We start from the raw sequence: 24,929 nt of genomic DNA, 5'->3' as shown, positions 1-24,929 counted from the left end.
AAATTATGAAAAACATCATTTGCCTTTTGAGCAGTTTAATATTTATACTTAGCAGTTGTGATCGGTTTTTGGACGTAAAATCGAACTCAAAATTAACGATTGCGGAAACCATAGAAGATAATCAGGCTCTACTAGATCGTTCCATATTACGTGCAGGGTATACCGCAAGTGGAGAAATTTCAGCAGATGACTATTATGTCTCAGATGCTGACTACGATGTAAACAGATTTGATTTTGAAAAAATGCTTTATATTTGGAAACCAGATCATGTATCAACGCCCGGTGATAATGATTGGGTTAATCTATTTGCTAAGATTGTTGTTCATAATACAGTCCTTGACAATATAAAACATTATAAATTTGAAAATGCTGATAATTTACGAGGTCAAGCTTTAGTTTATCGCGCGGCTGCTTATCTTGAGGCTGCTCAAACATGGTGCCTCGCCTATGATCCATCGACGGCCTCGAATGAACTAGGACTTCCTTTGCGATTAACTGCAGACATGAATACCCCTTCTGCAAGATCGACATTAGATAAAACATTTGAACAAATTCTAGAAGATTTGCACACGGCAGTGGATTTACTTCCCCCTAGCCAAGTTTCAATTGTACGCCCATCTAAAGTAACTGCATTTGGTTATCTCTCAAGAGCCTATTTGTACATGGGAAATTATGAGAAATCGCTGTTGTATGGCAATCAAGCCCTTTCATTGTATTCCAAATTACTTGACTATAATGAACTTAATGCAGATGCCCCTTATCCATTTCAAATCATGCATGAGGAATTGATTTTCCCTAGTACTAAGGTTTCCGCGTACTTTCTTCATAAGAATCGAATTAATATTCACGAAAACTTCTATAATAGTTATGAAGACAATGACCTTCGTAAAGCACTTCAATTTACAGAAAAAGCTGGCGGTGGAATAGGGTTCAGGGGGAATTATACGGGTTCTACCTTGATGAGCAATGCGCTTGCAACCGATGAACTCTATTTAAATATTGCCGAATCGTATGCGCAGTTAGGTCAGACTTCAAAAGCGATGGAACAACTCAATCAATTACTAATTACACGTTGGAAGCGCGGTACCTTTGTTAGTTTTACTGCCGATTCGAAAGAAGATGCCATTGAGCTAATTCGTGTAGAACGCAGAAAGGAGCTACTTATGCGCGGGCTTCGATGGGCAGATATTAAAAGATACAATAGAGATGGCGCAAATATCACCTTAAGCAGAACCATTAAAGGGGAAACTTTCACGTTGCCCCCAAATGATCTTCGTTATGCAATAGCTATTCCTGAAGAAGTTATTGAAATTTCAGGGATGCCACAGAATAGAAGATAAAAGGTGGGGTACAGACCCCACCCATTAATTGACCTTTGGTTTTTATAGTTCAGATTTGAAACCATCTGAAAGATCAAGTATTTCTTGTCTGCTTTTTGTTTCCAAAAAAACATCAAGATCGACGTTGTCAGGAAGCGTGATATTGCAGGGTAGCATTTCTTCCGATCCACATGGATTAGAATTATTCTGGGTACTCCAATTGTTCTCATCACTGAAATCATCAGACATACTTGTGCCTATGTAGTGATAAACAATATCGTCAGCATTCTGACTTTTCTCTGCCATTTGAAATGACATTGTAATTCCTGCTGTTAGCAGGGCGACTACCAACATTGCGTTGGTTCTTAAAAATGAAATGGTTTTCATTGTAAAAAAATTTAATAATTAAAATAAATATTGATAAAATTGGTACTTGACTATTCCTAGTCAATCGGTTGCTATGTATTCGGGAGAACAATAGGTTCTCCCTTGTACATTGTAGCCAACTGAAATTCACAGTTGACAAGTGTCATGCATGCTGCAGCATGCAATTAAGAAGTTCGCGAACCTTCTTAATATCTCTTTTGTCGGTCTATGTTTATATTCATAGACACCGCACATTGCTATAAGTTGTAGCCTCATTATAACTCTCAAGTTTAAGTTTCAAGATCGTTTGAGATTGGTTTCAATTCAGTACTATTGAATCTAAACTTTAGGGTATGTTATTTCAAAAGGAATCTGAACTGCACTTAGCCAAGTTGACTTGATCTTCGTTGAATTCCTATCCACTCTTTCGAAGTTTCCAATAGACGTTCTTTCTCAGATAGGTGGGAGTGAGTTGGTCTTTGGCTAAGACAATTCGAGTCTTAGGAGTTCCAATCGTTTCCCAAGTTCCGTCACATGGACATTTCTGTCCAGAGTAGGTTAAGATTACAACAGGATCTTTTTCAAAAAAGAAATCCCTGTAAGAAATCCCATGTTTATGAGTACTCATAGATTTGGGATTTTTTTTAGCCCTCAGTTTCTAACCAATGTTGTCTGTCCTTTTTCGGGGGTAGTTTGGTCGTGTCCTTATTGCTATCTTCGGTTTCTATCCAATGTTGTCTATCTTTTTTAGGAGGCAATTTGGTCGTGTCTTTATTGCCATCTTCAAGAAATAAATCTTGAGGTTTTAAAATGGTGCCTGTAGGATTTTCCACTTTAAAAGAAGCGGGCATAGAATCGCGATCTTGACACGATAATAAAACAGTTGATAGTAGAATAACAGCGAAGCCACTGTAGGCTGCAAATTGAAATGTTTGGTTTTTCATAATGGGTTAATGTTTTAAGATTAGCCCGGCCGGTTGATTTTTTGTTTGATAGAATTCTTGGGGTAAATGTATGTAATTCAGGCATATGAAAATTTTCGGGTAGGGAACGGATCGTGATCCGTTCCCTCACATGCAGAATCCGTTCCCTCCTTTTTGAGGCGAAATTTCATCAGAAATAGTGAAAAGTGGGCTCCTATCAATTCGGGTGCGGTATTTTAATGATATTATGCAAAGCATACTAAAAGTTGAAAAATAATTGAAAAAAAGTTTTATTTTTATCAAATACGTGCGAGTATGCGTAATCCGTTCCCTTCTTTAGTCCTAATTTTAGCCTCAAACTATGCAATTTCGCAAGGTTTTACCCAAAACTATGACTATTATGATAAGCTGTATGGTCATTTTTCTGAAAATGACGTTAGGGCGCTAGTGCCTTTAAATCAGAGTATAAAAGCTGCAAAATTCCAGAAAGATTATCAGCATTTAACCTACGTTTATGAGGACGCAGTCTATTTTATGGGAGACAGAGACGTAAAATTGCACTACGCGGACAGCAGTTTGGTGGCAGCGAAGCTTTCAAAAGACCATAGTTTAATTGCAAAAGCTTTTTTAGGCAAGGGAATCGTTTACTATTATAATTTCCGAGATTACAGAAAAGCACTTGACGAATACCGAAGAGCCCACAGAGCGGTTCAAAAATCAAAAGATTCCTACTTAAATTACAAAATACAGTTTCACATTGGCTTAGTTAAGAAATACCTTGGTTTTTACGGGGAAGCTGATTCTCATTTTGCGCAGTGCGTGGATTATTTCAAAAGGGGTTTAGAGAATGTCAAAAACAATAAATTGCATTTGAACGAGCGCCACAATTTGACCAAAGGCTATCTGAATTCTCTCTATCAACAAAGCCTTGTTAAACGTCAATTAAAGGAATATTCAGCAGCTCGTGATCTTATTTCAGAAGGACTTGAAGAGTTGAATGCATTAGAGGACTATTCTGAAGAAAGAGGGAAGTTTATGTTAGGCCGTGGAATGGATCTCCTATTCACAGAGGATTTCAACAGCTCCTATTCCGTTCTTTCTGATGCCTTATTCCTTCTTAAATATGAAGAAGATTTTACGGCGCTTGCCTTGACTCACTATTATTTGGGGAAAACAAGTCTAGATCTGAAGGAAAAGACAAAAGCCAAGCGGCATTTCTTGGCTGTAGATTCCCTGTTTTCGAAGTATGGTTTCTTTGAGCCGGAACTACGTTTGAATTATCGATATTTAATCCAAGGCATGGAATCGAAGACTGACCATGAGCAGAAGGTTTATTATCTAAATCAACTAATAAAATTAGATAGTATCGAAAATAGGGAGGAGGCTTATATGGCAGTAGCAGTCCTACGAGAATTTGACCCCGCTACTGACAAGGCTAAATCCGAAACGATTGGTGTATCGTTGACCAGCCGTTTAATGCAACTTTTGATAATTCTCTTCATTGGAGGAGGCCTCTTTTTACTTAAATATTTTAAACCGAAAAGATCCTTAATAAAAAGGAAGGCAAAAATTCTCTTTTTAAGAGCGATGCGAAAAGTAAAAGGTCCCCCAGAACCATTTACAGAAAATCAAATAAAAACCGCAATCCATGCACTAAATCAATTCAAGAAGGATCAGGGTTTTGTACAGAAAGGGATTAAAGTAGAGAATGTCGCTGCAATGCTAGAATTGTCACCGAGGCTCATTAGCTATGTGGTTAATACCTCAGAGAAAGAAAATTTCAGTTTTTATATCAATCGACTCCGATTGGAGTTTGCGGCAAGACAAATAAATAAATCCTCAAAACTCAAGAGTTTTTCAGTTCAAGATATCGCCGAGCAAGCCGGCTTTACAAGCCGCCAAACCTTCACTCGATTATTTCATGATTTTTTTGGAGTCACTCCAACAGAATATTATGAACGAATGAAAAAGAACCGAGGATAAGGGAGATCGATACGACCTTGATCTCATAAAGCATCAGTCTCTTTCTAAACGGCTAAGTGTTTCTCTAGATACACCAAGATAATGAGCAATCATTGTTTTAGAAACCCGCTGGAAAAGTTCCGGATATTGGCGGAGTAGCAATTCGTATTTTTCTTTGGCAGAATTTTTCATCATCGAAAGAACCCTTTTTTGCAGGGCCACATATCCACTAAAGGACTTTGCGTTGTGAAACTGATACATTTTAGGCACTTTGCTACACATATTTTGTTTGTCTTCTAAACTCAATTCTAAGACTATGCAAGGCTCTAAAGCTTGCACGCACATTTCACCTCTATCGGTATTTGCGTAGGCTACATAATCTGAAATCCACCAGTTTTCCATCGCAAATTGCACAATGTGTTCTTTCATTAAATGATCATGGCTAAAGGCTTTGAGAAGTCCTTTTTGAACCAAAAATTCGGATTCAACGATTTGACCGCTTTCTATCAAGTATTCTTTTTTCACTACCTCTCGAGGTTTAAAATAAGAAGAAACCAAGTCGAAATCTTCGTCGGTCAACGAAACAATTTCCTCGATATGATTGCGTAAAAAAGCAGAAAATTCCATTTCGCAAAAATACGAAATGGAATTTTCTAAATTTTAAAAAGCAATTTTATTTTGCTAATTCCTTTACCACCGCTTCTCCAACGGCTTTTGCGGATTGAGGATTTTGTCCCGTGATTAAACGTTGATCGGTTGTCACATGAACTTCCCACGGTGCTGATTTTTCAAAAATACCACCCCGTTCTTTCAGTTGATCCTCTAGTAAGAAAGGAACTACATTCGTTAATTTCACGAGTTCTTCTTCTTCATTAGTAAAGCCATTCACTTTTTTGCCTGAAACTAAGTAAGACCCATCATTCAATTTAATATTGATTATACCTGCCGGTCCATGACATACGGCGGCAACCACACCTTTTTTCTCGTAAATCTGAGCTGCTATTTTGGCAATTTCTTCGTTTAGAGGTAGATCCCACATTGCGCCGTGTCCACCTGCAAAATAGATAGCCTCATACGTTTCTGGTTTCACATCGCTTGGTTTCATACTGTTGCTTATTTTGTCTTGGTAATAGGCATCTTCCCAAAACAATCGATTGGTTTCATCTGTCAAATCAAAACCATCTACGGGAGGAGTACCTCCTTTTGGACTTACAAAATCGATTTCAAAACCGGCTTTGGTGAGTACTTCCCAAGGATGGGATACTTCACCCAAAAAATATCCGGTTTTTTGGCCAGAACTACCTTTGGTGTCGTGGCTGGTTACTACAAATAATATTTTCTTTTTCATGTTAGGAGTATTTGTTGATTGTGCATTAAAATTTGTTGCTAGTAGGATAGCCATTAAAAGGGTTGCAAAGTTTATAATTTTCATCTTTAATCATTTTTTAGGATACCATCTCGTTATTTAGAACTTTACCGAAAACCTGAGTTAGGTGTTTGGCATACTCTTTCTTATAATTCTCAATGCGCTGTTGAGTTGCATTCTTTTCTAGATCATGGAAATGAAATCCCTGAATTTTTTCCATACCTGCAAAGGCATTCATTCGATGGAATCCATAGAGAACACCGTCGTCAACAGAAGTTTGATCAAAAAACTCGCCAGGAAGAGTAAATGCTGTATCCGGTGCGTTCCATGTAGAATTAACCATATACTTTTTGTCCTGCATTAAACCACCCGTTCCGTAATTGATAGCGGGATTTTTCCTTGAACGACCGTCACTTTGATAGATGCCATTCTGATGCCCTGCAGTGAACACTTCATCAATGTATTTTTTCATTTTAAAGGGCAACTGAAACCACCAAATGGGTGTGTTGTAAATAATTAAATCTGCCCACTTAAAATTTTCAACTTCATCCATGGGAACAAAATCATCATTGATGTCTATCACTCGAATTTGAAGTTCATTTTCAAGTAAAAAATCTGCGGTCCATTGCGTTAATGTTTTATTAAACGCTCCTCCGGAATGTGCAAAATGCTGTCCGCCATTGATTACAAATATCTTTTTCATTGTACTAAATTTGATAGTGCAAAATTGAGGCTTAATGGCGGATTTCACTTGTGATATAGGTCACAGTTTAAGCGATGACTTTGTACTGCGTAGACAATCTCTTTGTGAATTAGGAGCGCAGAATTCTCTGCGCTCCCTTGAAAATACGATATAAATCTCACGATTTCCCTTAGAATGTTTTTGCTAGAATTAGATAAACAATTGAGTTTCCTGATGATCCCATTACAGACTTCCTTTAATCAAGAATGTATATTTTTTTATTTTTGAGGCTAATCCCAATTCGATTACCAAACCAATCAAGGCTTGTTTTGCCTTCATAGATTAAGCCTTCTACAAAAGTCACTTTCGGATTTTTCAATTCAACGTATTCATTTGAGATCGAGTCGATGGATCCTCTATAGAAGTTCGTCACAATTTTCTCATCAAATTCACTTTTCTTTTCACTCCTCACTAGTTTAGTCTTATCCACACCTAATGTTGAAATTAGTTTATCACTTAGCCAATAGGAATTCTTTCCTGCGCCAGAATCTAATAGGACTTGAATTTTGTACTTTCCATTGAGCACTACATAGGTGGAAATATCAATTGATTTATCCCCACTTTTATGCAATTGGATATCAAAAGATTTTGCATTTTTCAAAGTGGAAAGATCCGTCAATTCAATTACTTTCTTGTCGATATCAATAATAAAATCGGTGTCATTAAACATTTGAAGTGAAAGGATTCCGTCGATACCCTCCAGCCTCATATCAAACGTAGAGTAGGGAACCTCTTTGAACTTTCTGCCTGCAAAATCAACTTCTTCGTTTATGAAAATTGGGGCATCAATTCTTTCGCCAGTTGCACGGTAAGCCGTCAAAAAATTATAAGTTGATTTTTGCTTTAAGTCTTTCGCAAAACTATCGAAGAATAGATTAATCCCTCCTCCCGTATCAAAAATGAAATTTCCTTCTTTTCCTTCAATTTTTGCTTTGGTAAGGATGTGACCAGAGGGCAAAACTTGAATGGTTACAATTTGGCTAAATAACGGCATAGAAAGCAGCGCTAGCAAGAAAGTTATCGATATTTTTTTCATTTACTTCTTTGTTGATAAATTCAAATATAAGGCTATAATTTAAGAACTTGGATTCTAAAATGCATATAATTTCTGAATTTTCAGAAGTCTAAAACTACGAGTTACTTACAAATTCAGTTGTCCGGAATTTCCGGATAGCTGCTGCGTACTTGACTCTAATAGATATCGATGAGAGAGCTAATTAAGAACGATTGTTCTTCTCCGTCGTTCGGGATACACTATTCTACGTAATGTTTACGCAATTTTCACGAATGTAGACACCTTGATGAATCTTGACTAAATTATTATCGAATCCAATATTGTGCATTTAAAGACAGATCACCGTCTGGGAAGAAATTTTAATAAAGGAAGTTTGGGCGACAATGTCCACAATATCAATATTTTTATTTGCAGCAGCATGCTTTTCTAACTTAATGCGTTATTTATTTGCATTAACTGCTCTGTCTACTTTTCGTAAATAAATGTCCAGTTTTTTGTATAGTAAACTGGACATTTTGCTGACGTTTGATTTTAAATTATTCAAATTAACGGACTGATTATAAAGAAGATGAATAATTAAAGCCTTTAAAAAATTATTTTTACCTATAATGTGACGGGACAGATTATATACAATGATTTTTTGAAGTCAAAAATATAAAGTGTTGATAAAAGATATTGTTTCTGAAATTGGAAGTTACTGGGTTCTCAATACATTTTGTTCAAAAAGCACGATATGCATTTGCTTAAAAACCTGTGCACTTCAACTAGCAATTCTTTTTATATGTCGGCCACTAGCCTTTACCATTTAATAGTTAGGTAGTATTCCACTATTCGTAGTGCAACAAATAGTGCAAAAGCTATTATTAGTTTGACTAAAAATTTTCCTTTGGATTGCTCAATTTTATTTGATTCTAATAAGGTTTTAATACTTCGAATAAGTTTACCTCTATTTAGCCACAAGATAATTAATATCAATAATTGATACAGAATCGCTGCTCTTAAAGCTCCGAGATGAACTCCGAAATAAATATCTTGAAAGATAACATTAACGAGTATTGTGGAAGTAAATAAGCAGCCGATCACTCTTGTTTTCTTTATCAAAATAAGAATTCCTCCCACTATTTCAAAAAGACCGAGAGTTATTGCGAATGACTTAGAGTAACCATAAAAAGCCCACATTAATTCCATACCAGTTAATTCCGAAACATTTTTGTCTATTTCTAAGGCTCCATTAAATTGAACAATTTTTGCACCGCCATAAATAAACATTGCAAAAACGATTATCCAACTTATTGCGTTTTCAAATATTTCGATTTTATCTCCTTTGGTCAAATTCATTTTGGTTCAAATATTTATTTTTCTTATTCCATCTTTGTTTCTGGGCCTTCTTGTGGAAGCTTATAAAGCTTAATTGCTGTATAGGCGATCCAAAGAAAAACAAAGAAGAAAGTAATCCGTTGGCCTACAGAAGGGATATTAGGAAAGATGTAATACCAAAACCCAAAAACAATGGTTATCCATACAAAAATCAATAGAGGTAAATTGCTGCTTTTCCAATAATTGGAACTTTTCATCAATTTCGGATAGCAAAAAGTACCAAGTAGGAAAAACAGATAACTACCATAGCTACCCACCTTATGTAAAACCGTTATCGTGGAAGTGCGGTTGTCCATATCGGCTGGAAAAACACCCGAAAACATCAGAAAGAAACCGGTTAAAAATATGCCGATTAAAGGGAGTTTAGATGATTCTTTTGAGGCCATGGATTGATACAATCCTATGGAATAGATAGAAATAAGAATTCCTGGAATGATGTATCCGAATATATTCCAAAACCATTTGTTTGGTGCATCAAGAGATCCCAGCTCACTAACTTGTTTATACAAAAAACTGTATTCCGGCCTTTGATTTGCCATGATGAAATAGGTCGTGCACAGTAGAATAGGGGCTAAAAGTCCAGCAATTGCGTAATGTTTGTTGTTCATAGATTGTGATTGTGCAGTATTTTGGTTCAAAGATAATGTCTTATCTAATCGCAAAATTTGACCTAAATCAAAAAACACTCTTTATGGCTCGAACCCTGCTTAATGTTTCTTGTGTCATTCCTAAATGAGAGGCGAGCATTCCTAGGGGTACTCTTTGTAGTTTGTTTTTTTCAGTTCGGTCAAAGAGCTGGTATCGCTCGATAGCAGAGTTAAATTGAAGGGAAATGATCCGTTCTGACTGCTCCAAAAAATACTGGGAAATAAGCATTCGTCCAAATCTTTCCATCTCGGGGAAATCTTTGAAACACTCTTCAAGGTCGGTTAAGGAAATTTTTACTAGTTCAGTTTGTTCCAAGGTTTGAATATGGAAATGGTCAGGTATATTCTGAAGAAAGCTATAAATTGAAGTGATCCATTCATTTTCTGCAGAGAAATTGTCCGTGATTTCTTTCTCTCCTTTATGGTAGTACGTTCTTATTAGACCACTGGTGATGAAATAAGTGTGTCTACACGTTCTATTTGGTTTGTGAAGAAAATGATTCTTTGGCAGTTCTATTTGTTCACCAATGGATTCAATTCGATTTTTGAGTTCGCTAGAAACTGGAATGAAATGGGTAATATGATTTATTAAATTTTCAATAACGATCGTTGCTTATTTTAGGCTTGCCATGAGCTTACTTATCGATTCTACAAAGTAGCACATTTACTTCTTACTTGCTAGAGATTGTCGATATGTGAAAGCGAGATACTCAAAGATATACTTTTATTTCCGGAAAATCCGGACAAGTGCTAAGTTTACACCTGAATTGATTTCGATGTGAGTACTTAAGGAAACTCACGTTCGTTTCCAACTTTCAGGGGTAAACTGCGATAAGTAATTTCAACGCAACTTTCAGGAGTGTAGCAAGTTTCAAAAATCTTGACTAAATTGCAATGTGATTCCCTATTAAAAAAACAAAGCTATGATAAAGAAAATTCTCATAAGTGTGGCCTTACTTCTTGCCTTAGGGTTTCTGGCCTTTCAAGTTTCACCATGGCCTGGGGCTTTAGCAATTCGATCATTTTTTAATTATTACGGAGAAAAGGCTAACAGTGCACTTGAAAAAGACGTGCCCAGTGGAATCATTTCAATCAAAAATCAACAATTTGATCCTTCGAATCCTTCCTTGACCTTTGATGTGTTTCATCCCAAAACAGAGAATCCCCTGCGTACAATCATATGGACACACGGCGGTGGTTTTATTTCAGGTTCTAAAGGACAGGTAGAAAATTATGCTAAGATTTTGGCCTCTAAAGGATACGTGGTGATTACACTGGATTATACAATCGCCCCTGAAAAGAAATACCCTACACCCTTATTTGAAGTAAGCAAAGCACTGCAGTATATTTCAACGAATCATGAAAAATATTTTGTAGATAAGGACTTTATAATTTTGGGCGGGGATTCGGCTGGTTCTATGATTACGGCTCAAACCGCAATCAGCATCACGAATCCGGCGTATGCCAAAGAGCTCAATCTTCAGCCAGGCCTAAAACCTCAGCAGGTGAAAGGACTGATCCTTTATTGTGGCTTTTATGACCTAAAAGTGTTATTGGATAGTGAAGCGCCCAACTTCTTTACTAAGACGGTTTCTTGGTCTTACTTGGGAACCAAAGATCTGAAAGAAGATAAATCCTTAAAAACGACTTCCATCGCAAATTACGTAACCAAAGACTTCCCAACGTCTTTTATCTCTGCGGGAAATGACGATCCACTTCTTCATCAATCCCTTTTCTTTGCCAAGAAATTAAAAAGTATCGGCATTAAAACAGACGAACTTTTTTACGACCAGAATTTAACCCCCGGTCTTGGTCACGAATATCAGTTCACGATGGACCAGCATGGAAAGGAGGCATTGGATCGCTCCTTACAATTTCTAAAAAATTTGCAGTAAGTTCCCAGTCAATTCAGCAGAAATAATAGCTCGATAAATTACTGAAATTTCAAAGTTCTTGTTTGTCCTTTGTCATCTACAGCATGCCATTTTCCATTTTCGAAAACAGCGGCTTGATGGTCTCCTTTATGTCTATTCACATCCACGCCTAGAACTTTTCCGTCGTAGTAGAAGGCTACGTTACCCTCCATAATCGTATGACCCGCAATAATGCGTTTTACGTCAAACAATTCTAGAGTTCTTTTGACTTCCGCTTCTGTGGCTTTGGGTTCAATGAAATATCCTCGATACCAAAACAGGGAACTTTTACCAAGGAAGAAGGGATCAACTTTGGGATCTCCTACGCCTTTTAAAACCTTTACTTGGTCATAAAAGGGACGGCAAAGTTCATTGATTTTCTCAATAGAATATCCCAGTTCGTTAATGACCGGAGATACCCCTGCGTGCATAGCCAAGTTATCCCCAATTTTCTCGATGGTATTCTTAGTTCTTAACCAGCGGCCTAGTTCGGTGTTTGTGGTGAATAGGGACATGTAATCAACGCCCATTAGCTTAGCAGTTTCTAAGTATTTGGGATGAAGGTAACGTAAATCGCCAGAAAGGTTCATGATGTCGTGGTTTCCTAAAATGGTATGGACATAGCCTCCTGCTTTTTTAGCTTCTATTTCTAATTTGTAGAGTAACCACATGATTTCTGTTACGGTGCTCCCACGGTCAAATAAATCACCACAAATAACAAGATGCCCTTTGCCGTAGGTCCACTTGTAGTTCTTATCCATTATATGGTTTGCAATAAGAAGGGTTCGAAACCCTTCGAACTGTCCTTCTAAATCCGACACCACAAACATCTTCTTCGGCTGACTAAAAACGGAAGGCTCATTTTTAAGTGCCTTTTTTAAAGGCACTGTGAAATCTAGATCTGAGTTCTCAAATTTAACTTGAACCTTCTTATCTTTTAATTCAATTTTTGAGGCGATGCCTTTTTCAACACTTGAAGCCCAAGGTTCTCCTTGGACATAAGTGACGTGCGGGCCGTCGTAAATTGTCTGTGAAAATGCTGAAAAACCAAATAATACCATTAGGAACTGTAGTAAGTTTATTTTCATTGTTGATACGTTTTAATTGAGTTAGTGAAAGGTAGTAAAAAAAAAGAAGTAGAGTAGGTTCCCGTTTGGCTCTCAACTGGGACTAACTCTACTTCTTTTCTTATGCTACCTTCTTTTACTTAAGACTTGCCTGGCCGCCTACTATAGGTAAGGTAAGGGTGGTTCCATCTAAATCCACTGTGAGTTCTGTACCTGGCTTTGGATGAATGGTGAATTCTTTGTCGCTGGAAAAAATCAAAAGACCCAATTGCTGTCCTTTCTTGATGATTTGATCGTCTGGTTGTAGATCAAAGGTGACTTCGTAGAATTTACCTGGAACCAAAGGTTCTCCTTTTCTTAGGGAAGCATGGTTCTGTGGATCTGCCCATCCGCGAGTAATGATATTGTCTGTTATTTTAGCTCTTCTAGAATCACTCCATGGTAAGGAGACTAACCATACGGATAAATTAGCAGCAGGTTTATTGCTTGCCAATTTCACAGTGATTTTAGGTACTCCAGAGATATGAATATCTGATTCTAGTACTGGACTCACATAAAGTAAACGGTGATTCGTATAGTCGGCTCTGGCTAAACTCTCTCCTGAAAAAGAGTAGTTGTCCACGAGCGTTTCTTTGGCATTTGTGGTAGTTTTCGTGGTGGATAAGCCTCCTTTCTCAGGCGCACCTTTTGTCAAATGAAATTGTACGTCCTTGGCCTGTGGATTTGGAAAATCAGCATAAGGCGTAGGCTTATCCATTTCATCCGCTTCTCGTACAATCCAAGCTTTGTTCTTTTCATTCTCAATGCCGTTTTCCACTCCAAACAAATAGTGGGTAAACCATTTGTTCATCATCTCCATTGGGGGTGGACCTCCATGCCCATTTTGATGGTAATAAATGGCGGTTTCTAGACCCATTTCTTTGGCTTTCTTGTAGATTCGGTAGCTATGTTCTGGCATTACGTTCCAATCGTTAAAGCCATGGGACATAAGTAGAGCTGCCTTCATTTTAGGCATATGATTTAAATAATCACGTCCTTCCCAGAAATCGTTATAATCTCCGGTAATACGGTCCATACCATTTTTCATTTTGGTATCCCGAACTTTCGCATTGCTATAGGCACGTTTCGATTCATCCCCACTGTGAATGAAATCATAAAGTACATCTACGTCTTCCCCTAAATAGCCTCCTGGAGAACGTACCAGCCCATTAGAGCGGTAGTAATGATAATAAGAGGTGTTAGGAGCTACGGGTATGATCACTTCTAACCCTTTGACTCCGGTAGTGGCCGCAGCAAGGGGTAGGGTTCCGTTGTAGGAAGTACCTGTCATTCCAACTTTTCCGGTAGTCCAATAAGCTTTTACTTTTTCGTTTCCTTCTGCAGAAGTATATCCGTTCGCTCTGCCGTTAAGCCAATCAATAACCGCTTTAGGCGCTAAGGATTCGTTTTCTCCCCCCACAGTAGGGGAACCTTGTGATAGTCCCGTTCCTGGAGAAGCCGAATGCACTACAACAAATCCTCTAGGAACCCAAGTAGAAATAAGGGAATTCGATAGGATGGGACGGGTTCCGGTCCTTGTCACTTCAGCGTGAACGCGTGGCTTAGAAGCAGGCTGCCCTAATTCGTGGTTTACATCCCAAAATCCACCTTGTACATCAGGAGCAACGCCAGAATAATATGGGCTTGTTTCGTATATTACAGGAAGCTTTAATCCCTCGCTCTCGGTTTGATAAGGTCTAGTCACATCGACATACATTCGGTCTTTTTTACCATCCCCATCGGTATCGAAACTTGTTTCTACCCATAGATCCGTGCGGATCCATTTCTCGGCATCTTTGAATTCAGGGACAATCTGCGCTTGTCCGTTTTCAAAAATAGGAGCTGCTTTTTTGACGGTTTGAGCCCCTAAGCAAAGGGAGCCCGTGAGCAAAGCGAGATAAACGCTTTTACGAAATACTTTATTCATGATGGATTTTTATGTCAGTAGTGGAACTCCTTTCGATGGGGGAAAACCCCATGGACAGTAGCTAATAGAGTATAAAGATATAATTTCTTTGCGAATTGGGGCGGTCTTATCCTTTTTTTATGCCTTCTAGTCCCTTAGATTTGATCCTTAGACCTAGTAGCCTACTTTGGCGCGGTATCCTTTAAGTCCTTTCACGAATATCTCCATTGTACTTGCAAACTTTTGAACATAAAAAAGCCACTCTAAAAAAAGTGGCTTTCGTTGGATATAGAATTGAGTTCTATTTAGTTGGTCTCGGGTAAAAAACCGTATTCTTTTGAGTACTGCAGCATTTGCTCCGCAAAAGAGTTAGGGTAAGAAATTTTATAATCGGTTACCTGACCGCTGCTGTTTGTAACCGGCTTAATGTAAGGGTTTACAAAACCGCTATAAGGCGCGTTTTCGTACTCCGCACTACGGGCGAGTACTTCCTTATGAATGGCCTGATCTACTTTCACCCCATAATTCTCAACTAGGTTCTTAGCCGCCTCATAATCCCCTTCGGATTTGATTCTTTGCGTTTCTCTAAGAAGTTGTCCGAATAGGTCGTGAAGCTTATCGTAGTCCGTAATGTTGAAATAGGTTTTCCCATCCCTCACTACTTTTTCAATTACATGGTCCTTTTGTCCTTTTTCAAAGACCCAAGCGCTAACCCATTGGCGGTTTCTCATATGAGATTCTTCAATGTCCGCTCCCGGTTCTAGTCGCACAAGTTGCATCATGAGTCCATTACGGATATAGTTGTCATAAGCTGACATACCAACTGCTTTCCAATCGTCTACCAAGTTTAATTCTTGCAATTTCGGATCGTATAAGAAATACAGTCCCACTAAGTCCGCGCGGCCTTCTTCCATTGTAGAGGCGTAGCTTTTTAGGGTTTCCTTCGGAGTACCAATGCCCGGGTTAATTTGACCTGAGGCATGCCCAATTACTTCGTGAAGGGCCGTGTGGAGTTTGCTTGCAAGCTCTCCATATTTTGTAGCTAGTTCAAGTTCTTTTTCATCGTTTACAAATTCTTGTAGGCGGCTAGTTCCTCCCGCAGAATTATAGGCATCAATGATATTTCCAAGTGAAATGGATTTTGAACCGTGCTCGGCACGGATCCAATCCGCATTCGGAAGATTTACTCCAATAGGAGTACTTGGCGAAGAATCGCCCGCTTCTGAAGCCACAACCACGGTTTTGTAGCTAATACCCACTACATTCTTTTTCTTATGTTCTGGCATTAAAGGAGTGTGGTCCTCGAACCACTGCGCCTGATTGGAGAGTACATCCATTTTTTTCGACATATCAAAGTCTTTGATTTGCACGATGCTCTCAAAGGTTCCTTTGTGACCTAACGGATCGTTATACACTTCAATAAACCCATTGATGTAATCGATGTTCCCATCGGTCGCTGAGACCCAGGCGGTGTTGTAATCGTCCCAGGTTTTTAAATCGCCCGTTTTATAGTATTTGATTAAATACGCAAGCGCATCTGCCTGCTTTTGATTCTCAGCTACGTTTTTAGCTTTTTCAAGCCAAGAGACAATCTGATCAATAGCAGCTCCATACATGCCGCCGCTCTTCCAAACTTTCTCTTTAAGCACTCCGTTTTCTTTCACAAGTTTTGAATTTAAACCTGTGGAAAGGGGACGCTTTGGATCTGGACTTTTCATCCCTGCGTAAAATGCAGAAGCTTCTTCTGAGCTAATGCCTTCGCCGTAGAAGTTCACTGCTGAACCGGTTAAAAGACCTTTACTTAAGTCCAAGTTTACTTTTTTAGTGTCCTTGTCATTGAAGAGTAAATCGGCTAGGGCCGCATCCATTGGAGTACTCGTCTTTTCTAAAAGCTCTTGAAAGTAAGCCTTAGTAAAGGCAGGTTTAATCTTTTCGTTAGAGTAATGGTGGTGGATTCCATTGGAGAACCACACCCGTTTTAAGTAGTCTTGGAAATTACTCCAATCTGCAGTAGACTTGTCTCCCTTGTAATTTTGGTAAATATGTTCGAGTGCATGACGAATCTTTAAATTATGCTTATAGTTCTGATCCCAAATAATATCGCGACCGGAATATCCCGCCTCACTTAGGTAGTATACATATTCTTTTTCCTTTAGGGTTAAGTTGTCCCATCCTGGGACTTTATACTTAAGAACTTCAATATCGGCAAAACGATCCACACTGTTGGACTTCGTTTGCGAGCTTTGTTCTTGAGAAGGGTTTTGCGCTGTAGGGGCCTGCTGCGTCGTACAAGAAAAGAGGAGTACGGAGGCTAGGGCTAGAAGAGTTAATTTTGTTTTTTTCATATCGTAGATTTACACAAAGGTATTTATTTCAAAAATAAGAGTCTAGTTTAGACTAGCAAAAAAGCCTAATTTATAGAATCTACATCGTTAAATTTTGGTCTAATGAGGGGTGAGTGGCGATTGCAAATACCTCCTTCACTAGGTTGTACGGAGCTATTTCTTATATCTGGCGTTTTTAAAGTTAGATAAGTCTTTAGGGTTGAATCACCGTGGAGTTTTTCACTTCTTTAATCATAAAGGAACTTTGCGTGCTCGCAATATGCTGAAGGTTGGTAAGCTTACTTACCATAAACTCTCTGTATTCTTGGATGTCTCGTACGCAAATCTTTAGGATATAGTCGTAATCCCCTGCGACATGAAAACATTCCAATACTTCTGGGAACTGAGTGATTTCGTTTTCAAATTGAGTGATGTACTCTTTCTTGTGTTGGACAAGTTTAACATGGCAAATGACGATAAAGCTTTTCTGAACTTTTTCCGCGTCAAGAAGTGCTACATACTTTTTGATAATTTGCTTTTTTTCAAGTTTCTTTATTCGTTCAAAAACAGCGGTCACAGACAAATCAAGCTCGGTCGCGAGTTGTTTTGTCGTTTTCTTGGAGTCATTTTGAAGTATGATTAGCAATCTTTTGTCTTTTTCGTCTAGCATCAAATGAATTATTTTCGGTTAATTTTTTATCTCTGGTCAAATTTAAAATTATTTTCATCAATTATTTAATTTTATAGATTCAAAATCTATAGTAAGGATATTCAATTGTTTTTTAGTTGCACTATTTGCACATTTATAAAATTGAAAATTTATATTATGGAAAACTTTGAGCCCGCAAACAAAATTCAGGATTTGCAATACTTTGGAGAATTCGGAGGCGTAAACCCTTCGATCTCGGACAGTTCAACCTACACGTTTCTTTCTGCAAAAACCATGTTTGATACTTTTGAAGGAAATACGGACGGATGTTATTTGTATTCTAGACACTCCACACCGAGCAATCTCTATTTAAGTGAAGCTCTTGCCCAAATGGAAGGAACAGAAAGTGCAAATGTAACGGCCTCAGGAATGGGCGCGATCACATCTACTTTGCTTCAATTGTGCAAGGGAGGAGATCACATTGTATCAAGTCGAACCATTTATGGAGGAACCTACGCCTTTATGAAGAACTTCCTTCCAAGCTATAACATAAACACTGCGTTTGTTGACATTACAGACTTAGAAAGTGTAGAAGCGGCCATCACAGAGAATACAAAAGTTCTCTTTTGTGAAACCGTAAGCAATCCGCTTTTAGAAGTGGCCGATTTGAAGAAATTAGGAGCATTAGCTCAAAAGCATAATTTAAAGCTAGTTGTAGACAACACGTTTTCTCCGCTTTCCATTTCTCCACAGAAATTAGGTACGGACATTACAATTCATAGTTTGACTAAATTCATTAATGGAAGTAGCGATGCAGTTGCCGGCGTCGTATGCGCACCTAGCAGTTTCGTGAACGATTTGAAAGACGTGAATACAGGCGCTTGCATGCTCCTTGGACCCACGCTCGATAGTTTACGAGCCGCGAGTATCTTAAAGAACTTACGAACGCTTCACATCCGCATTAAAAAGCATAGTGAAAATGCCCTGTATTTAGCAGAGCACTTTGAAAAGGACGGATTAATCGTAAAATACCCAGGTCTTAAAAGTCACAAGCAGCATGAGTTATTCAAAAGCATGATGAATAAAGAATATGGCTTTGGTGGACTTTTAACCCTTGATGTTCAAACCACGGAGAAAGCCAATGAACTCATGGAACTAATGCAAAAGGAAAACTTAGGCTATTTAGCTGTTAGCCTTGGTTTTTATAAAACGTTATTTTCTTGTTCTGGAAGTTCAACTTCTTCCGAAATTCCAGAATCGGAACGTAAAGAAATGGGATTATCCGATGGGCTTATTCGAATGTCAATTGGACTTGATCACGACATTCAAAGAACGTATGAAAAAATGAAGGAGTGTATGCAGCAGGTAGGGTTACTGAAGTAAGCGCCCGTACTTGCATTAAAATTTGCAAAATAGAAACTGCAGTGATATCTATTTAGCTGAAAATGGAGAGAAGAAGAACTTTTCTCAAAAATTCTCGCTCAAGTAATTGATAACAAAAACCTAAACTGGATTCGGTTTAGGTTTTTACTTTTTCTATTTATTAAGTAATTGTTCAAGCGCTTTTATTTGAGCATTTTTCGATTCAATGACCTCGGTGTATAATTTTTTGATTTCGTCGAGAGCCTCAAAGAGTATATCCACCGGATTGTGCTTATCTAAATTAATGCCGTTCCAAGGGTCCTCATGGAGGGTGCTCGTCATTAAACTTACAGCCTTTTTCTCGTCAAAATTCTGAATGGCTGCGACAGGGATTTTTAAGGCTTTTGCAATGGCTTCCAAAAGGGGGCTGTCAATTTCTGCTTTCTGTTCCAAAATGGATATTTTCTGCTGATTCCACTCTTCCCCCAAATCAAGAGCGAGGGACTCCTGCTTGATTCCTAACATTTCTCTAAAACGCTTTACATTTCTTCCGTGGTGAATTTTTGGTGGCTCCATTGTGTGATTCTCAGTGATTAAAAAGCTTGAACACAGAAGGCGTTCTGAATGAATGCCTTAGAGTTGTAAAGATAAAAAATATTCACTGAAAAATCTGTAATTTCTGCTAGAAAAACGAAGTTTTTATGCGAATTTTCATTTACTACATCTTTGGTCTTATTTGGTTTTTTCAAGCATAATTAATTGTTTGCCTGCAAAAGAATCGCCTAAGTTTAAAGTTCCTTCAAGAACCATGGTTTTATTTGAAACATCAACGACCGAAATGTAGGTTCTTGAGTTGTACTCAATGTAATTTTCTTTCTCGCTGGATTGGGGATTCTTCCCATATTTGTACTTGTAAGAAATCCACTCCTCGTCCTCAGATTTGCAATGGGCAGGTTTAACCTTGCTTCTTTTGGTTTTAAATTCAAATATCTCTTCGCTTCCAACGCAAGAACTCTGATACTTGTTGTCAGGGTTTTCATCGTTCGCAAAAGCATCATAGCTTCCGTTATAAAGACCTACAATTTTCCATTTTCCGTCCAGTCGGTCCTCGTCAATTTTTCCTTGTGCTTTTTTAACGGCCCAACTAACGCCGTTCACGGTTCCTTTGACCACTTTATACCCTACCTTGGCTGCGGTTTTCACGACTCCAACCGCCGTACTTACTATGCAGGACGTAAGGGTGAAACAAAGTACAAGGACAAAAGCGGTTTTTAGAATTGATTTCATAAAAATACATTTAGTTTAATTTCAAAAGTGACCTGGTGAAACCAAGTAAACTCTGTTTTGAAATTAAAGTTTAATTAGGACAAAGGATACAAAAATGGCTCCATAGTAATTTTAGTGGGTTCTATTTACTCGAGTTCAAGGGGTCCTCAACTGTGAAGCCACGGATTTTTTTGATCTATGCCTTTAGAATTTTTGTAGATTTACATAGTCTATAGGCTATTTCCCTACTTATCCCTAGAATTTAAATTTAATGAGTCTACTTTTAATTCTTGAAATCCTTTACATTGTCCTTGTGATTTTGGTGTGCTTTCGCATTATCCTTGACACAAAGAATGCAACCAAATCCCTTGCTTACGTTTTATTTACAATCTTTGTTCCTGTGGTCGGGATAGGGTTTTATTTCCTGTTTGGAATCAACTACCGCCATCGCCATATGTACAAGAAGAAACTCTTTAAGGATGAAAAACTTGCTTTAGAGCTTCGAACCAAGCTTTTTGAATATTCAAAAGAAACCTACTTAGGACGGGATACTAGCTTGTCACAAACAAGAGAACTTTCCTATATGCTCATGCATGATCTCTTAAGTCCTCTAACTTCAGGGAACAATGTAAAGATTCTTCGCAATGGGGAAGAGAAGTTCCCAGAAGTAATTGAAGCTTTAAAGAGTGCAAAAGACCATATCCACTTAGAGTACTATATCTATAACGACGATGAGATTGGAAATCAAATTGGTGAGATCCTACTTCAAAAAGCAAAAGAAGGAGTAACGGTTCGTGTGATCTACGATGATTTTGGAAGCGGGCGTGGATGCAAAAAACTCATGGAAAAATTAAGTAAGGGCGGAGTAGAGGCGCATCCCTTTCTAAAAATTTACTTTATTGCCCTTGCCAACCGAATCAACTACCGAAACCACAGAAAAATTATATTGATAGACGGGAAAGTGGGGTTTGTCGGGGGAATTAACATCAGTGACAATTACATTAACACAAAAGAAACTCCTGAAAACCTTTACTGGCGCGACACTCATCTGAAAATCGAAGGACCGGGCGTGTTTTATCTGCAGTTTCTTTTTTTATGCGATTGGAATTTTTGTGCAGAGCAGTCGCTTGAACCCACAAATGAATTTTTTCCAAAACCAGAAGCGCAGGAGTCCAGTGAGAATAAAGTGGTTCAGATTGCTTCAAGCGGTCCCGATTCACCGACTCCCACCATCTTGTTCTCCATTTTGCAGGCCATTAATCTAGCGCAAAAAGAAATTTTAATTACAAGTCCTTATTTCATCCCTGATGAAAGCCTTTTGAACGCACTTGTCATTGCCTCGCATAGCGGAATCAAAGTCAAACTTCTGGTGCCTAAAAACTCAGATTCAAAAATTGTTAAGTTGGCTTCTCGTTCTTACTATACCCAACTGCTCCATGCAGGCGTTGAAATCTACTTGTACAAAAAAGGCTTCGTGCACGCCAAAACCATGGTGGTCGATAGCTTTTTAGCCATCGTAGGAACGGCCAACATGGACATTCGTAGTTTCGATTTAAATTTCGAAGTAAACGCCGTGGTCTATGACCACAAAACGGCCTTAGAACTTAAGACTGATTTTGAAAAGGATCTACAGGATTCAGAAATTCTCGACAAAGAGCGATGGCTCTCAAGAGGAAAACCCATTCAACTTTTGGAGAGTACCATGAGCCTCATATCGCCCTTACTTTAGTCTCTACTGAGCCCTTAGGAGAGCCTTAATGCATTGCATAAAAAGAAATAAAGTAGTAGATTTGATAAAAATTATTCTATGAATTTACTAGTAAGACTTTTAATTACAGCCGTTTCGGCCTACGTACTTCAGATGATCCTCAGCGGGGTTCATATCGAAGATTTTTGGACGGCGATTATCTTTGCCGTCGTTTTAGGAATTGCAAACCTCATTTTCAAGCCCATCATGCAAATTTTAGGCTTTCCTTTGACCGTGCTTACCCTAGGGCTTTTTGCTTTAGTGATTAATGCTCTGGTCATTATGATTGTGGATTACTTTGTGGACGGTATGACGATAGACGGCTTTGGATGGGCCTTTATCTTTAGTATCTTACTCTCCATCATCACGTCCGTCATTGGAGGCGTGGTAAACAAAGACTAACCATTTAAGGATCCCTATGAAATCGTACCCGGGTGCAAGTCCTGATCTCTTTTCAAAAATAGTCACAGGAATTTTCATTCTAGCAATTCTGGTCGCGCTTGGTTTTTGGGCTTACAGCCCAAACCCCGAGGCAAGAACCTCAGGAATGTTCATTGGACTTATTTTAATCCTTGCTCTAAGCGTATCTTGGCTTCTCATTCCTTCGATTGGGAAGTCGGAAAGTCATTTTGAAATTCAGACCAAACTCCACTCCATTGAAATCCCTTTAAGAGAAATCAAATCTGTAGAAGCAAAACCCTACAAAGGACTCTATTTAAGACTCTTTGGTATAGGCGGACTCTTTGGGTATTTTGGGTATTTTAACAAAGGCGAAGTGTGGTATGTTACGAATCGACATAAGGCAGTTCGCATTGAGACCACAAGAGGTAAAGTCTATGTTGTTAGCCCTAGGGACCCCCTTGCAGTCGCAAGGGATTTAGAAAAATATATTAACCCCAAATAAAAAAAACTGTATGAAATTAAAACATACTGTTATGGCTCTTGCAGCCCCTTTCTTAATGAATGCACAGAATGTCATGACTCCAGAAATCCTCTGGACTCTAAACCGACTGGGCGTTTCGGCGGTTTCTCCCGACCAAACGACCCTCATCTATAAACTTAGCCAAACGGATCTTAAAAGCGAAAAGTCAAACAGCAAAAACTATTTGCTTTCTGTCGGAAACAAAAAGACCTTCGAACTGGATTTAGGGAAGAAATCCCTAGTCCAGTGGGACAAAAACGGACTCTATGCGCAGGAAGGAAAAATCCTTTTACTTTCCAAAGATTCCGGCAAAACTTGGACAGAGTTCTTTACCGTAGGGGACGTAGACAATGTAAGAATCTCTCCGGATGGAAAGAAAGTAGCCTTTAGTAAAGAAGTTACGATAGAAACTGTTTTAGGAAAAGAAAAATACAAAGACACGCCTAAATCCACGGCGCATATTTACACGGATTTAAATCACCGCCACTGGGATTATTTTAGTGAAGGGAAATACAACCACGTGTTTGTCGTGAATGTCTCAGACAAAAAAGAAAAAGCAATCGATCTTCTCGAGGGAAAACCTTGGGATTCTCCTCAACGTCCTTTTGGAGGGGCAGAAGATTTTGTTTGGAGTCCTGACTCCTCAAAGCTTCTTTATGTCACCAAGGCGTTAAGTGGAAAAGAATATGCTCAATCGACCAATACGGATCTATATTCCTACGATTTAGAAAACAAAACCACGACGAATCTAACGAAGGGAATGATGGGGTACGATTTGAATCCAAAATTCTCTCCTGACGGCCAGTATTTAAGTTGGCAATCGATGAAGCGCGAAGGCTATGAGGCGGATAAAAATGACATCGTAATTTTGAATCTTAAATCGGGTGAAAAGAAAAACCTAACTGAGTCTTGGGACGAGAGCGTAAGTGGAGATGTATTCTGGTCCAAAGATTCAAAAACTCTTTATTTTACTTCCGCTTTCAAAGCAACAAAACAACTGTTTTCTGTGGGGGTAGAAGGAAAAGGAAAAACGCCTGTGAAGCAACTTACCAAAGGAGACTTTGACGTAAATGAAATTTTCCTTCAATCGAAAGACGAGCTTCTCGTGTCTAGAGCAGACATGAACCACAATGCCGATCTTTATTTGGTGAATGTTAAGAATGGAAAATTTAGTCCTGTCACTTCTGTGAATGCGGAGACATACGCGAATTTGAAGCCGGCGAAAACCGAGCTTAAAATGGTGAAAACCACGGACGGAAAAGAGATGGGTGTATGGATGGTTTATCCACCTGATTTTGATCCGAGTAAAAAATACCCAACCCTTCTTTACTGTCAAGGAGGACCTCAGTCTCCATTAACTCAGTTCTTTAGTACGAGATGGAATCTAGGCCTTATGGCCGCAGAGGGATACATCGTCGTGGCTCCAAACCGTCGAGGCATGCCAGGATGGGGCACGGAGTGGAACGAAGCCATCTCTAGAGATTGGGGAGGACAAGTGATGCAAGACTATCTTTCCGCAACCGATTACGCGCTTGATTTACCTTACGTGGATAGCGAACGAATAGGAGCGGTAGGAGCAAGCTACGGAGGATATAGCGTCTTTATGCTTGCAGGTATACATGAAAATAGATTCAAAACCTTCATCGCGCACGACGGTCTTTTTGATATGAATTCTTGGTATTTAACCACAGAAGAGCTTTGGTTCGCAAACTGGGACATTGGAAAACCCACCGAATCGCCAACCCCTAAGGCGTTCACGGACTTTAACCCCATGAATCATGTTCAAAAATGGAACAAACCCATCATGATCATTCAAGGAGGAATTGACTACCGTGTTCCATACGAGCAGGGACAAGAAGCTTTCCAAGCGGCTCAGTTAAAAGGGCTAAAATCAAAATTCCTTTACTTTCCAAATGAAAACCACTGGGTGTTAAATCCCCACAACGGTCTCGTGTGGCAAAGAGAATTCTTTGAATGGCTTAAAGAGACGCTTTAGTCAGAGCTTAGACCTTTACTT

The 24,929-nt window shown here is 38.8% G+C and carries 24 protein-coding genes and 1 pseudogene; 8 read left to right on the top strand and 17 right to left on the bottom strand.

Features of this window, described 5'->3' with window-relative positions; genetic code table 11:
* The first annotated feature begins 5 nt into the window (after positions 1-5).
* Positions 6-1,340 carry a RagB/SusD family nutrient uptake outer membrane protein gene (locus AC3IRX_RS01445; protein WP_489210732.1) on the top strand — a complete coding sequence of 445 codons (1,335 nt, stop codon included), beginning with the start codon at positions 6-8 and terminating at the stop codon, positions 1,338-1,340.
* A gap of 42 nt (positions 1,341-1,382) precedes the next feature.
* Here AC3IRX_RS01445 and AC3IRX_RS01440 read toward each other — a convergent pair whose 3' ends face one another.
* The 3 genes from AC3IRX_RS01440 to AC3IRX_RS01430 all read right to left on the bottom strand — a co-directional run bounded on the left by AC3IRX_RS01440 (position 1,383) and on the right by AC3IRX_RS01430 (position 2,629).
* Positions 1,383-1,706, bottom strand: coding sequence for a hypothetical protein (locus AC3IRX_RS01440; protein WP_489210731.1), 324 nt, complete (start codon positions 1,704-1,706; stop codon positions 1,383-1,385).
* A gap of 394 nt (positions 1,707-2,100) precedes the next feature.
* The gene (locus AC3IRX_RS01435) at positions 2,101-2,313 is read right to left on the bottom strand and encodes a hypothetical protein (RefSeq protein WP_489210730.1); all 213 of its coding nucleotides are present in this window, start codon (positions 2,311-2,313) and stop codon (positions 2,101-2,103) included.
* A gap of 16 nt (positions 2,314-2,329) precedes the next feature.
* Positions 2,330-2,629, bottom strand: coding sequence for a hypothetical protein (locus tag AC3IRX_RS01430; RefSeq protein ID WP_489210729.1), 300 nt, complete (start codon positions 2,627-2,629; stop codon positions 2,330-2,332).
* Between the two features lie 294 nt (positions 2,630-2,923).
* Between AC3IRX_RS01430 and AC3IRX_RS01425 the strand changes: the two genes are divergently transcribed.
* On the top strand, positions 2,924-4,591 hold the full coding sequence (locus AC3IRX_RS01425) for a helix-turn-helix domain-containing protein (protein WP_489210728.1): 1,668 nt from the start codon (positions 2,924-2,926) through the stop codon (positions 4,589-4,591).
* Positions 4,592-4,624: 33 nt separating this feature from the next.
* Here AC3IRX_RS01425 and AC3IRX_RS01420 read toward each other — a convergent pair whose 3' ends face one another.
* The 8 genes and pseudogenes from AC3IRX_RS01420 to AC3IRX_RS01385 all read right to left on the bottom strand — a co-directional run.
* Positions 4,625-5,197, bottom strand: coding sequence for a Crp/Fnr family transcriptional regulator (locus tag AC3IRX_RS01420; protein WP_489210727.1), 573 nt, complete (start codon positions 5,195-5,197; stop codon positions 4,625-4,627).
* Between the two features lie 46 nt (positions 5,198-5,243).
* Positions 5,244-5,918, bottom strand: coding sequence for a type 1 glutamine amidotransferase domain-containing protein (locus AC3IRX_RS01415; protein ID WP_489210726.1), 675 nt, complete (start codon positions 5,916-5,918; stop codon positions 5,244-5,246).
* Between the two features lie 97 nt (positions 5,919-6,015).
* On the bottom strand, positions 6,016-6,639 hold the full coding sequence (locus AC3IRX_RS01410; RefSeq protein WP_489210725.1) for an NAD(P)H-dependent oxidoreductase: 624 nt from the start codon (positions 6,637-6,639) through the stop codon (positions 6,016-6,018).
* A gap of 235 nt (positions 6,640-6,874) precedes the next feature.
* Positions 6,875-7,714, bottom strand: a complete 840-nt coding sequence (locus tag AC3IRX_RS01405; protein ID WP_489210724.1) for a retropepsin-like aspartic protease — start codon at positions 7,712-7,714, stop codon at positions 6,875-6,877.
* A 777-nt stretch (positions 7,715-8,491) separates the two neighbouring features.
* Complete coding sequence (locus tag AC3IRX_RS01400; protein WP_489210723.1) at positions 8,492-9,031, bottom strand: hypothetical protein; 540 nt, start codon at positions 9,029-9,031, stop codon at positions 8,492-8,494.
* 23 nt (positions 9,032-9,054) lie between these two features.
* Positions 9,055-9,678 carry a DUF998 domain-containing protein gene (locus tag AC3IRX_RS01395; RefSeq protein WP_489210722.1) on the bottom strand — a complete coding sequence of 208 codons (624 nt, stop codon included), beginning with the start codon at positions 9,676-9,678 and terminating at the stop codon, positions 9,055-9,057.
* 67 nt (positions 9,679-9,745) lie between these two features.
* The gene (locus AC3IRX_RS01390) at positions 9,746-9,964 is read right to left on the bottom strand and encodes a hypothetical protein (protein ID WP_489210721.1); all 219 of its coding nucleotides are present in this window, start codon (positions 9,962-9,964) and stop codon (positions 9,746-9,748) included.
* Between the two features lie 24 nt (positions 9,965-9,988).
* Positions 9,989-10,228: pseudogene (locus tag AC3IRX_RS01385) on the bottom strand (Crp/Fnr family transcriptional regulator); the annotation flags it as partial.
* Positions 10,229-10,640: 412 nt separating this feature from the next.
* Here AC3IRX_RS01385 and AC3IRX_RS01380 point away from each other — a divergent pair.
* Positions 10,641-11,612 carry an alpha/beta hydrolase gene (locus tag AC3IRX_RS01380; protein ID WP_489210720.1) on the top strand — a complete coding sequence of 324 codons (972 nt, stop codon included), beginning with the start codon at positions 10,641-10,643 and terminating at the stop codon, positions 11,610-11,612.
* Between the two features lie 38 nt (positions 11,613-11,650).
* On the opposite strand, the gene AC3IRX_RS01375 is transcribed toward AC3IRX_RS01380, so the two are convergent.
* From AC3IRX_RS01375 to AC3IRX_RS01360, 4 genes are all read right to left on the bottom strand, one after another.
* On the bottom strand, positions 11,651-12,718 hold the full coding sequence (locus AC3IRX_RS01375; RefSeq protein WP_489210719.1) for a metallophosphoesterase: 1,068 nt from the start codon (positions 12,716-12,718) through the stop codon (positions 11,651-11,653).
* Positions 12,719-12,833: 115 nt separating this feature from the next.
* Positions 12,834-14,663 carry a Xaa-Pro dipeptidyl-peptidase gene (locus AC3IRX_RS01370; RefSeq protein ID WP_489210718.1) on the bottom strand — a complete coding sequence of 610 codons (1,830 nt, stop codon included), beginning with the start codon at positions 14,661-14,663 and terminating at the stop codon, positions 12,834-12,836.
* A 284-nt stretch (positions 14,664-14,947) separates the two neighbouring features.
* Positions 14,948-16,987, bottom strand: coding sequence for a dipeptidyl-peptidase 3 family protein (locus AC3IRX_RS01365; protein WP_489210717.1), 2,040 nt, complete (start codon positions 16,985-16,987; stop codon positions 14,948-14,950).
* A gap of 193 nt (positions 16,988-17,180) precedes the next feature.
* Complete coding sequence (locus AC3IRX_RS01360; RefSeq protein WP_489210716.1) at positions 17,181-17,639, bottom strand: Lrp/AsnC family transcriptional regulator; 459 nt, start codon at positions 17,637-17,639, stop codon at positions 17,181-17,183.
* 153 nt (positions 17,640-17,792) lie between these two features.
* Between AC3IRX_RS01360 and AC3IRX_RS01355 the strand changes: the two genes are divergently transcribed.
* Positions 17,793-18,998 (top strand): aminotransferase class I/II-fold pyridoxal phosphate-dependent enzyme, encoded by a 1,206-nt coding sequence (locus AC3IRX_RS01355; RefSeq protein WP_489210715.1) that lies wholly within the window; start codon positions 17,793-17,795, stop codon positions 18,996-18,998.
* A 153-nt stretch (positions 18,999-19,151) separates the two neighbouring features.
* Here the strand turns inward: AC3IRX_RS01355 and AC3IRX_RS01350 are convergent, their stop codons facing one another.
* Complete coding sequence (locus AC3IRX_RS01350) at positions 19,152-19,553, bottom strand: helix-turn-helix domain-containing protein (protein ID WP_489210714.1); 402 nt, start codon at positions 19,551-19,553, stop codon at positions 19,152-19,154.
* Positions 19,554-19,709: 156 nt separating this feature from the next.
* Positions 19,710-20,264 carry a hypothetical protein gene (locus AC3IRX_RS01345; RefSeq protein WP_489210713.1) on the bottom strand — a complete coding sequence of 185 codons (555 nt, stop codon included), beginning with the start codon at positions 20,262-20,264 and terminating at the stop codon, positions 19,710-19,712.
* Positions 20,265-20,514: 250 nt separating this feature from the next.
* On the opposite strand from AC3IRX_RS01345, the gene cls reads away from it, so the two are divergent.
* The 4 genes from cls to AC3IRX_RS01325 all read left to right on the top strand — a co-directional run bounded on the left by cls (position 20,515) and on the right by AC3IRX_RS01325 (position 24,908).
* Complete coding sequence (cls, locus tag AC3IRX_RS01340) at positions 20,515-21,972, top strand: cardiolipin synthase (protein ID WP_489210712.1); 1,458 nt, start codon at positions 20,515-20,517, stop codon at positions 21,970-21,972.
* Between the two features lie 78 nt (positions 21,973-22,050).
* Positions 22,051-22,392, top strand: coding sequence for a phage holin family protein (locus AC3IRX_RS01335; protein ID WP_489210711.1), 342 nt, complete (start codon positions 22,051-22,053; stop codon positions 22,390-22,392).
* Between the two features lie 16 nt (positions 22,393-22,408).
* Positions 22,409-22,894: a PH domain-containing protein gene (locus tag AC3IRX_RS01330; protein ID WP_489210710.1), complete on the top strand. Its 486-nt coding sequence runs from the start codon at positions 22,409-22,411 to the stop codon at positions 22,892-22,894.
* A gap of 10 nt (positions 22,895-22,904) precedes the next feature.
* Complete coding sequence (locus tag AC3IRX_RS01325) at positions 22,905-24,908, top strand: S9 family peptidase (RefSeq protein ID WP_489210709.1); 2,004 nt, start codon at positions 22,905-22,907, stop codon at positions 24,906-24,908.
* Positions 24,909-24,929 lie beyond the last annotated feature (21 nt).

The sequence above is a fragment of the Epilithonimonas sp. KH_059 genome (assembly GCF_057838485.1).
The sequence above is the reverse complement of the archived record's forward strand: the minus strand, read 5'-3'. Positions and strand labels throughout refer to the sequence as shown.

Excerpts from the sequence above, each read along its gene's own strand:
- AC3IRX_RS01425 (WP_489210728.1), top strand. The coding sequence starts at position 2,924 with ATGCGTAATCCGTTCCCTTCTTTAGTCCTAATTTTAGCCTCAAACTAT.
- AC3IRX_RS01350 (WP_489210714.1), bottom strand. The coding sequence starts at position 19,553 with ATGGAGCCACCAAAAATTCACCACGGAAGAAATGTAAAGCGTTTTAGA.
- AC3IRX_RS01405 (WP_489210724.1), bottom strand. The coding sequence starts at position 7,714 with ATGAAAAAAATATCGATAACTTTCTTGCTAGCGCTGCTTTCTATGCCG.
- AC3IRX_RS01325 (WP_489210709.1), top strand. The coding sequence starts at position 22,905 with ATGAAATTAAAACATACTGTTATGGCTCTTGCAGCCCCTTTCTTAATG.
- AC3IRX_RS01415 (WP_489210726.1), bottom strand. The coding sequence starts at position 5,918 with ATGAAAAAGAAAATATTATTTGTAGTAACCAGCCACGACACCAAAGGT.
- AC3IRX_RS01435 (WP_489210730.1), bottom strand. The coding sequence starts at position 2,313 with ATGAGTACTCATAAACATGGGATTTCTTACAGGGATTTCTTTTTTGAA.
- AC3IRX_RS01355 (WP_489210715.1), top strand. The coding sequence starts at position 17,793 with ATGGAAAACTTTGAGCCCGCAAACAAAATTCAGGATTTGCAATACTTT.
- AC3IRX_RS01345 (WP_489210713.1), bottom strand. The coding sequence starts at position 20,264 with ATGAAATCAATTCTAAAAACCGCTTTTGTCCTTGTACTTTGTTTCACC.
- AC3IRX_RS01390 (WP_489210721.1), bottom strand. The coding sequence starts at position 9,964 with ATGGAAAGATTTGGACGAATGCTTATTTCCCAGTATTTTTTGGAGCAG.
- AC3IRX_RS01440 (WP_489210731.1), bottom strand. The coding sequence starts at position 1,706 with ATGAAAACCATTTCATTTTTAAGAACCAACGCAATGTTGGTAGTCGCC.
- AC3IRX_RS01400 (WP_489210723.1), bottom strand. The coding sequence starts at position 9,031 with ATGAATTTGACCAAAGGAGATAAAATCGAAATATTTGAAAACGCAATA.
- AC3IRX_RS01380 (WP_489210720.1), top strand. The coding sequence starts at position 10,641 with ATGATAAAGAAAATTCTCATAAGTGTGGCCTTACTTCTTGCCTTAGGG.
- AC3IRX_RS01430 (WP_489210729.1), bottom strand. The coding sequence starts at position 2,629 with ATGAAAAACCAAACATTTCAATTTGCAGCCTACAGTGGCTTCGCTGTT.
- AC3IRX_RS01370 (WP_489210718.1), bottom strand. The coding sequence starts at position 14,663 with ATGAATAAAGTATTTCGTAAAAGCGTTTATCTCGCTTTGCTCACGGGC.
- AC3IRX_RS01420 (WP_489210727.1), bottom strand. The coding sequence starts at position 5,197 with ATGGAATTTTCTGCTTTTTTACGCAATCATATCGAGGAAATTGTTTCG.
- AC3IRX_RS01410 (WP_489210725.1), bottom strand. The coding sequence starts at position 6,639 with ATGAAAAAGATATTTGTAATCAATGGCGGACAGCATTTTGCACATTCC.
- AC3IRX_RS01330 (WP_489210710.1), top strand. The coding sequence starts at position 22,409 with ATGAAATCGTACCCGGGTGCAAGTCCTGATCTCTTTTCAAAAATAGTC.
- AC3IRX_RS01395 (WP_489210722.1), bottom strand. The coding sequence starts at position 9,678 with ATGAACAACAAACATTACGCAATTGCTGGACTTTTAGCCCCTATTCTA.
- cls (WP_489210712.1), top strand. The coding sequence starts at position 20,515 with ATGAGTCTACTTTTAATTCTTGAAATCCTTTACATTGTCCTTGTGATT.
- AC3IRX_RS01365 (WP_489210717.1), bottom strand. The coding sequence starts at position 16,987 with ATGAAAAAAACAAAATTAACTCTTCTAGCCCTAGCCTCCGTACTCCTC.
- AC3IRX_RS01445 (WP_489210732.1), top strand. The coding sequence starts at position 6 with ATGAAAAACATCATTTGCCTTTTGAGCAGTTTAATATTTATACTTAGC.
- AC3IRX_RS01335 (WP_489210711.1), top strand. The coding sequence starts at position 22,051 with ATGAATTTACTAGTAAGACTTTTAATTACAGCCGTTTCGGCCTACGTA.
- AC3IRX_RS01375 (WP_489210719.1), bottom strand. The coding sequence starts at position 12,718 with ATGAAAATAAACTTACTACAGTTCCTAATGGTATTATTTGGTTTTTCA.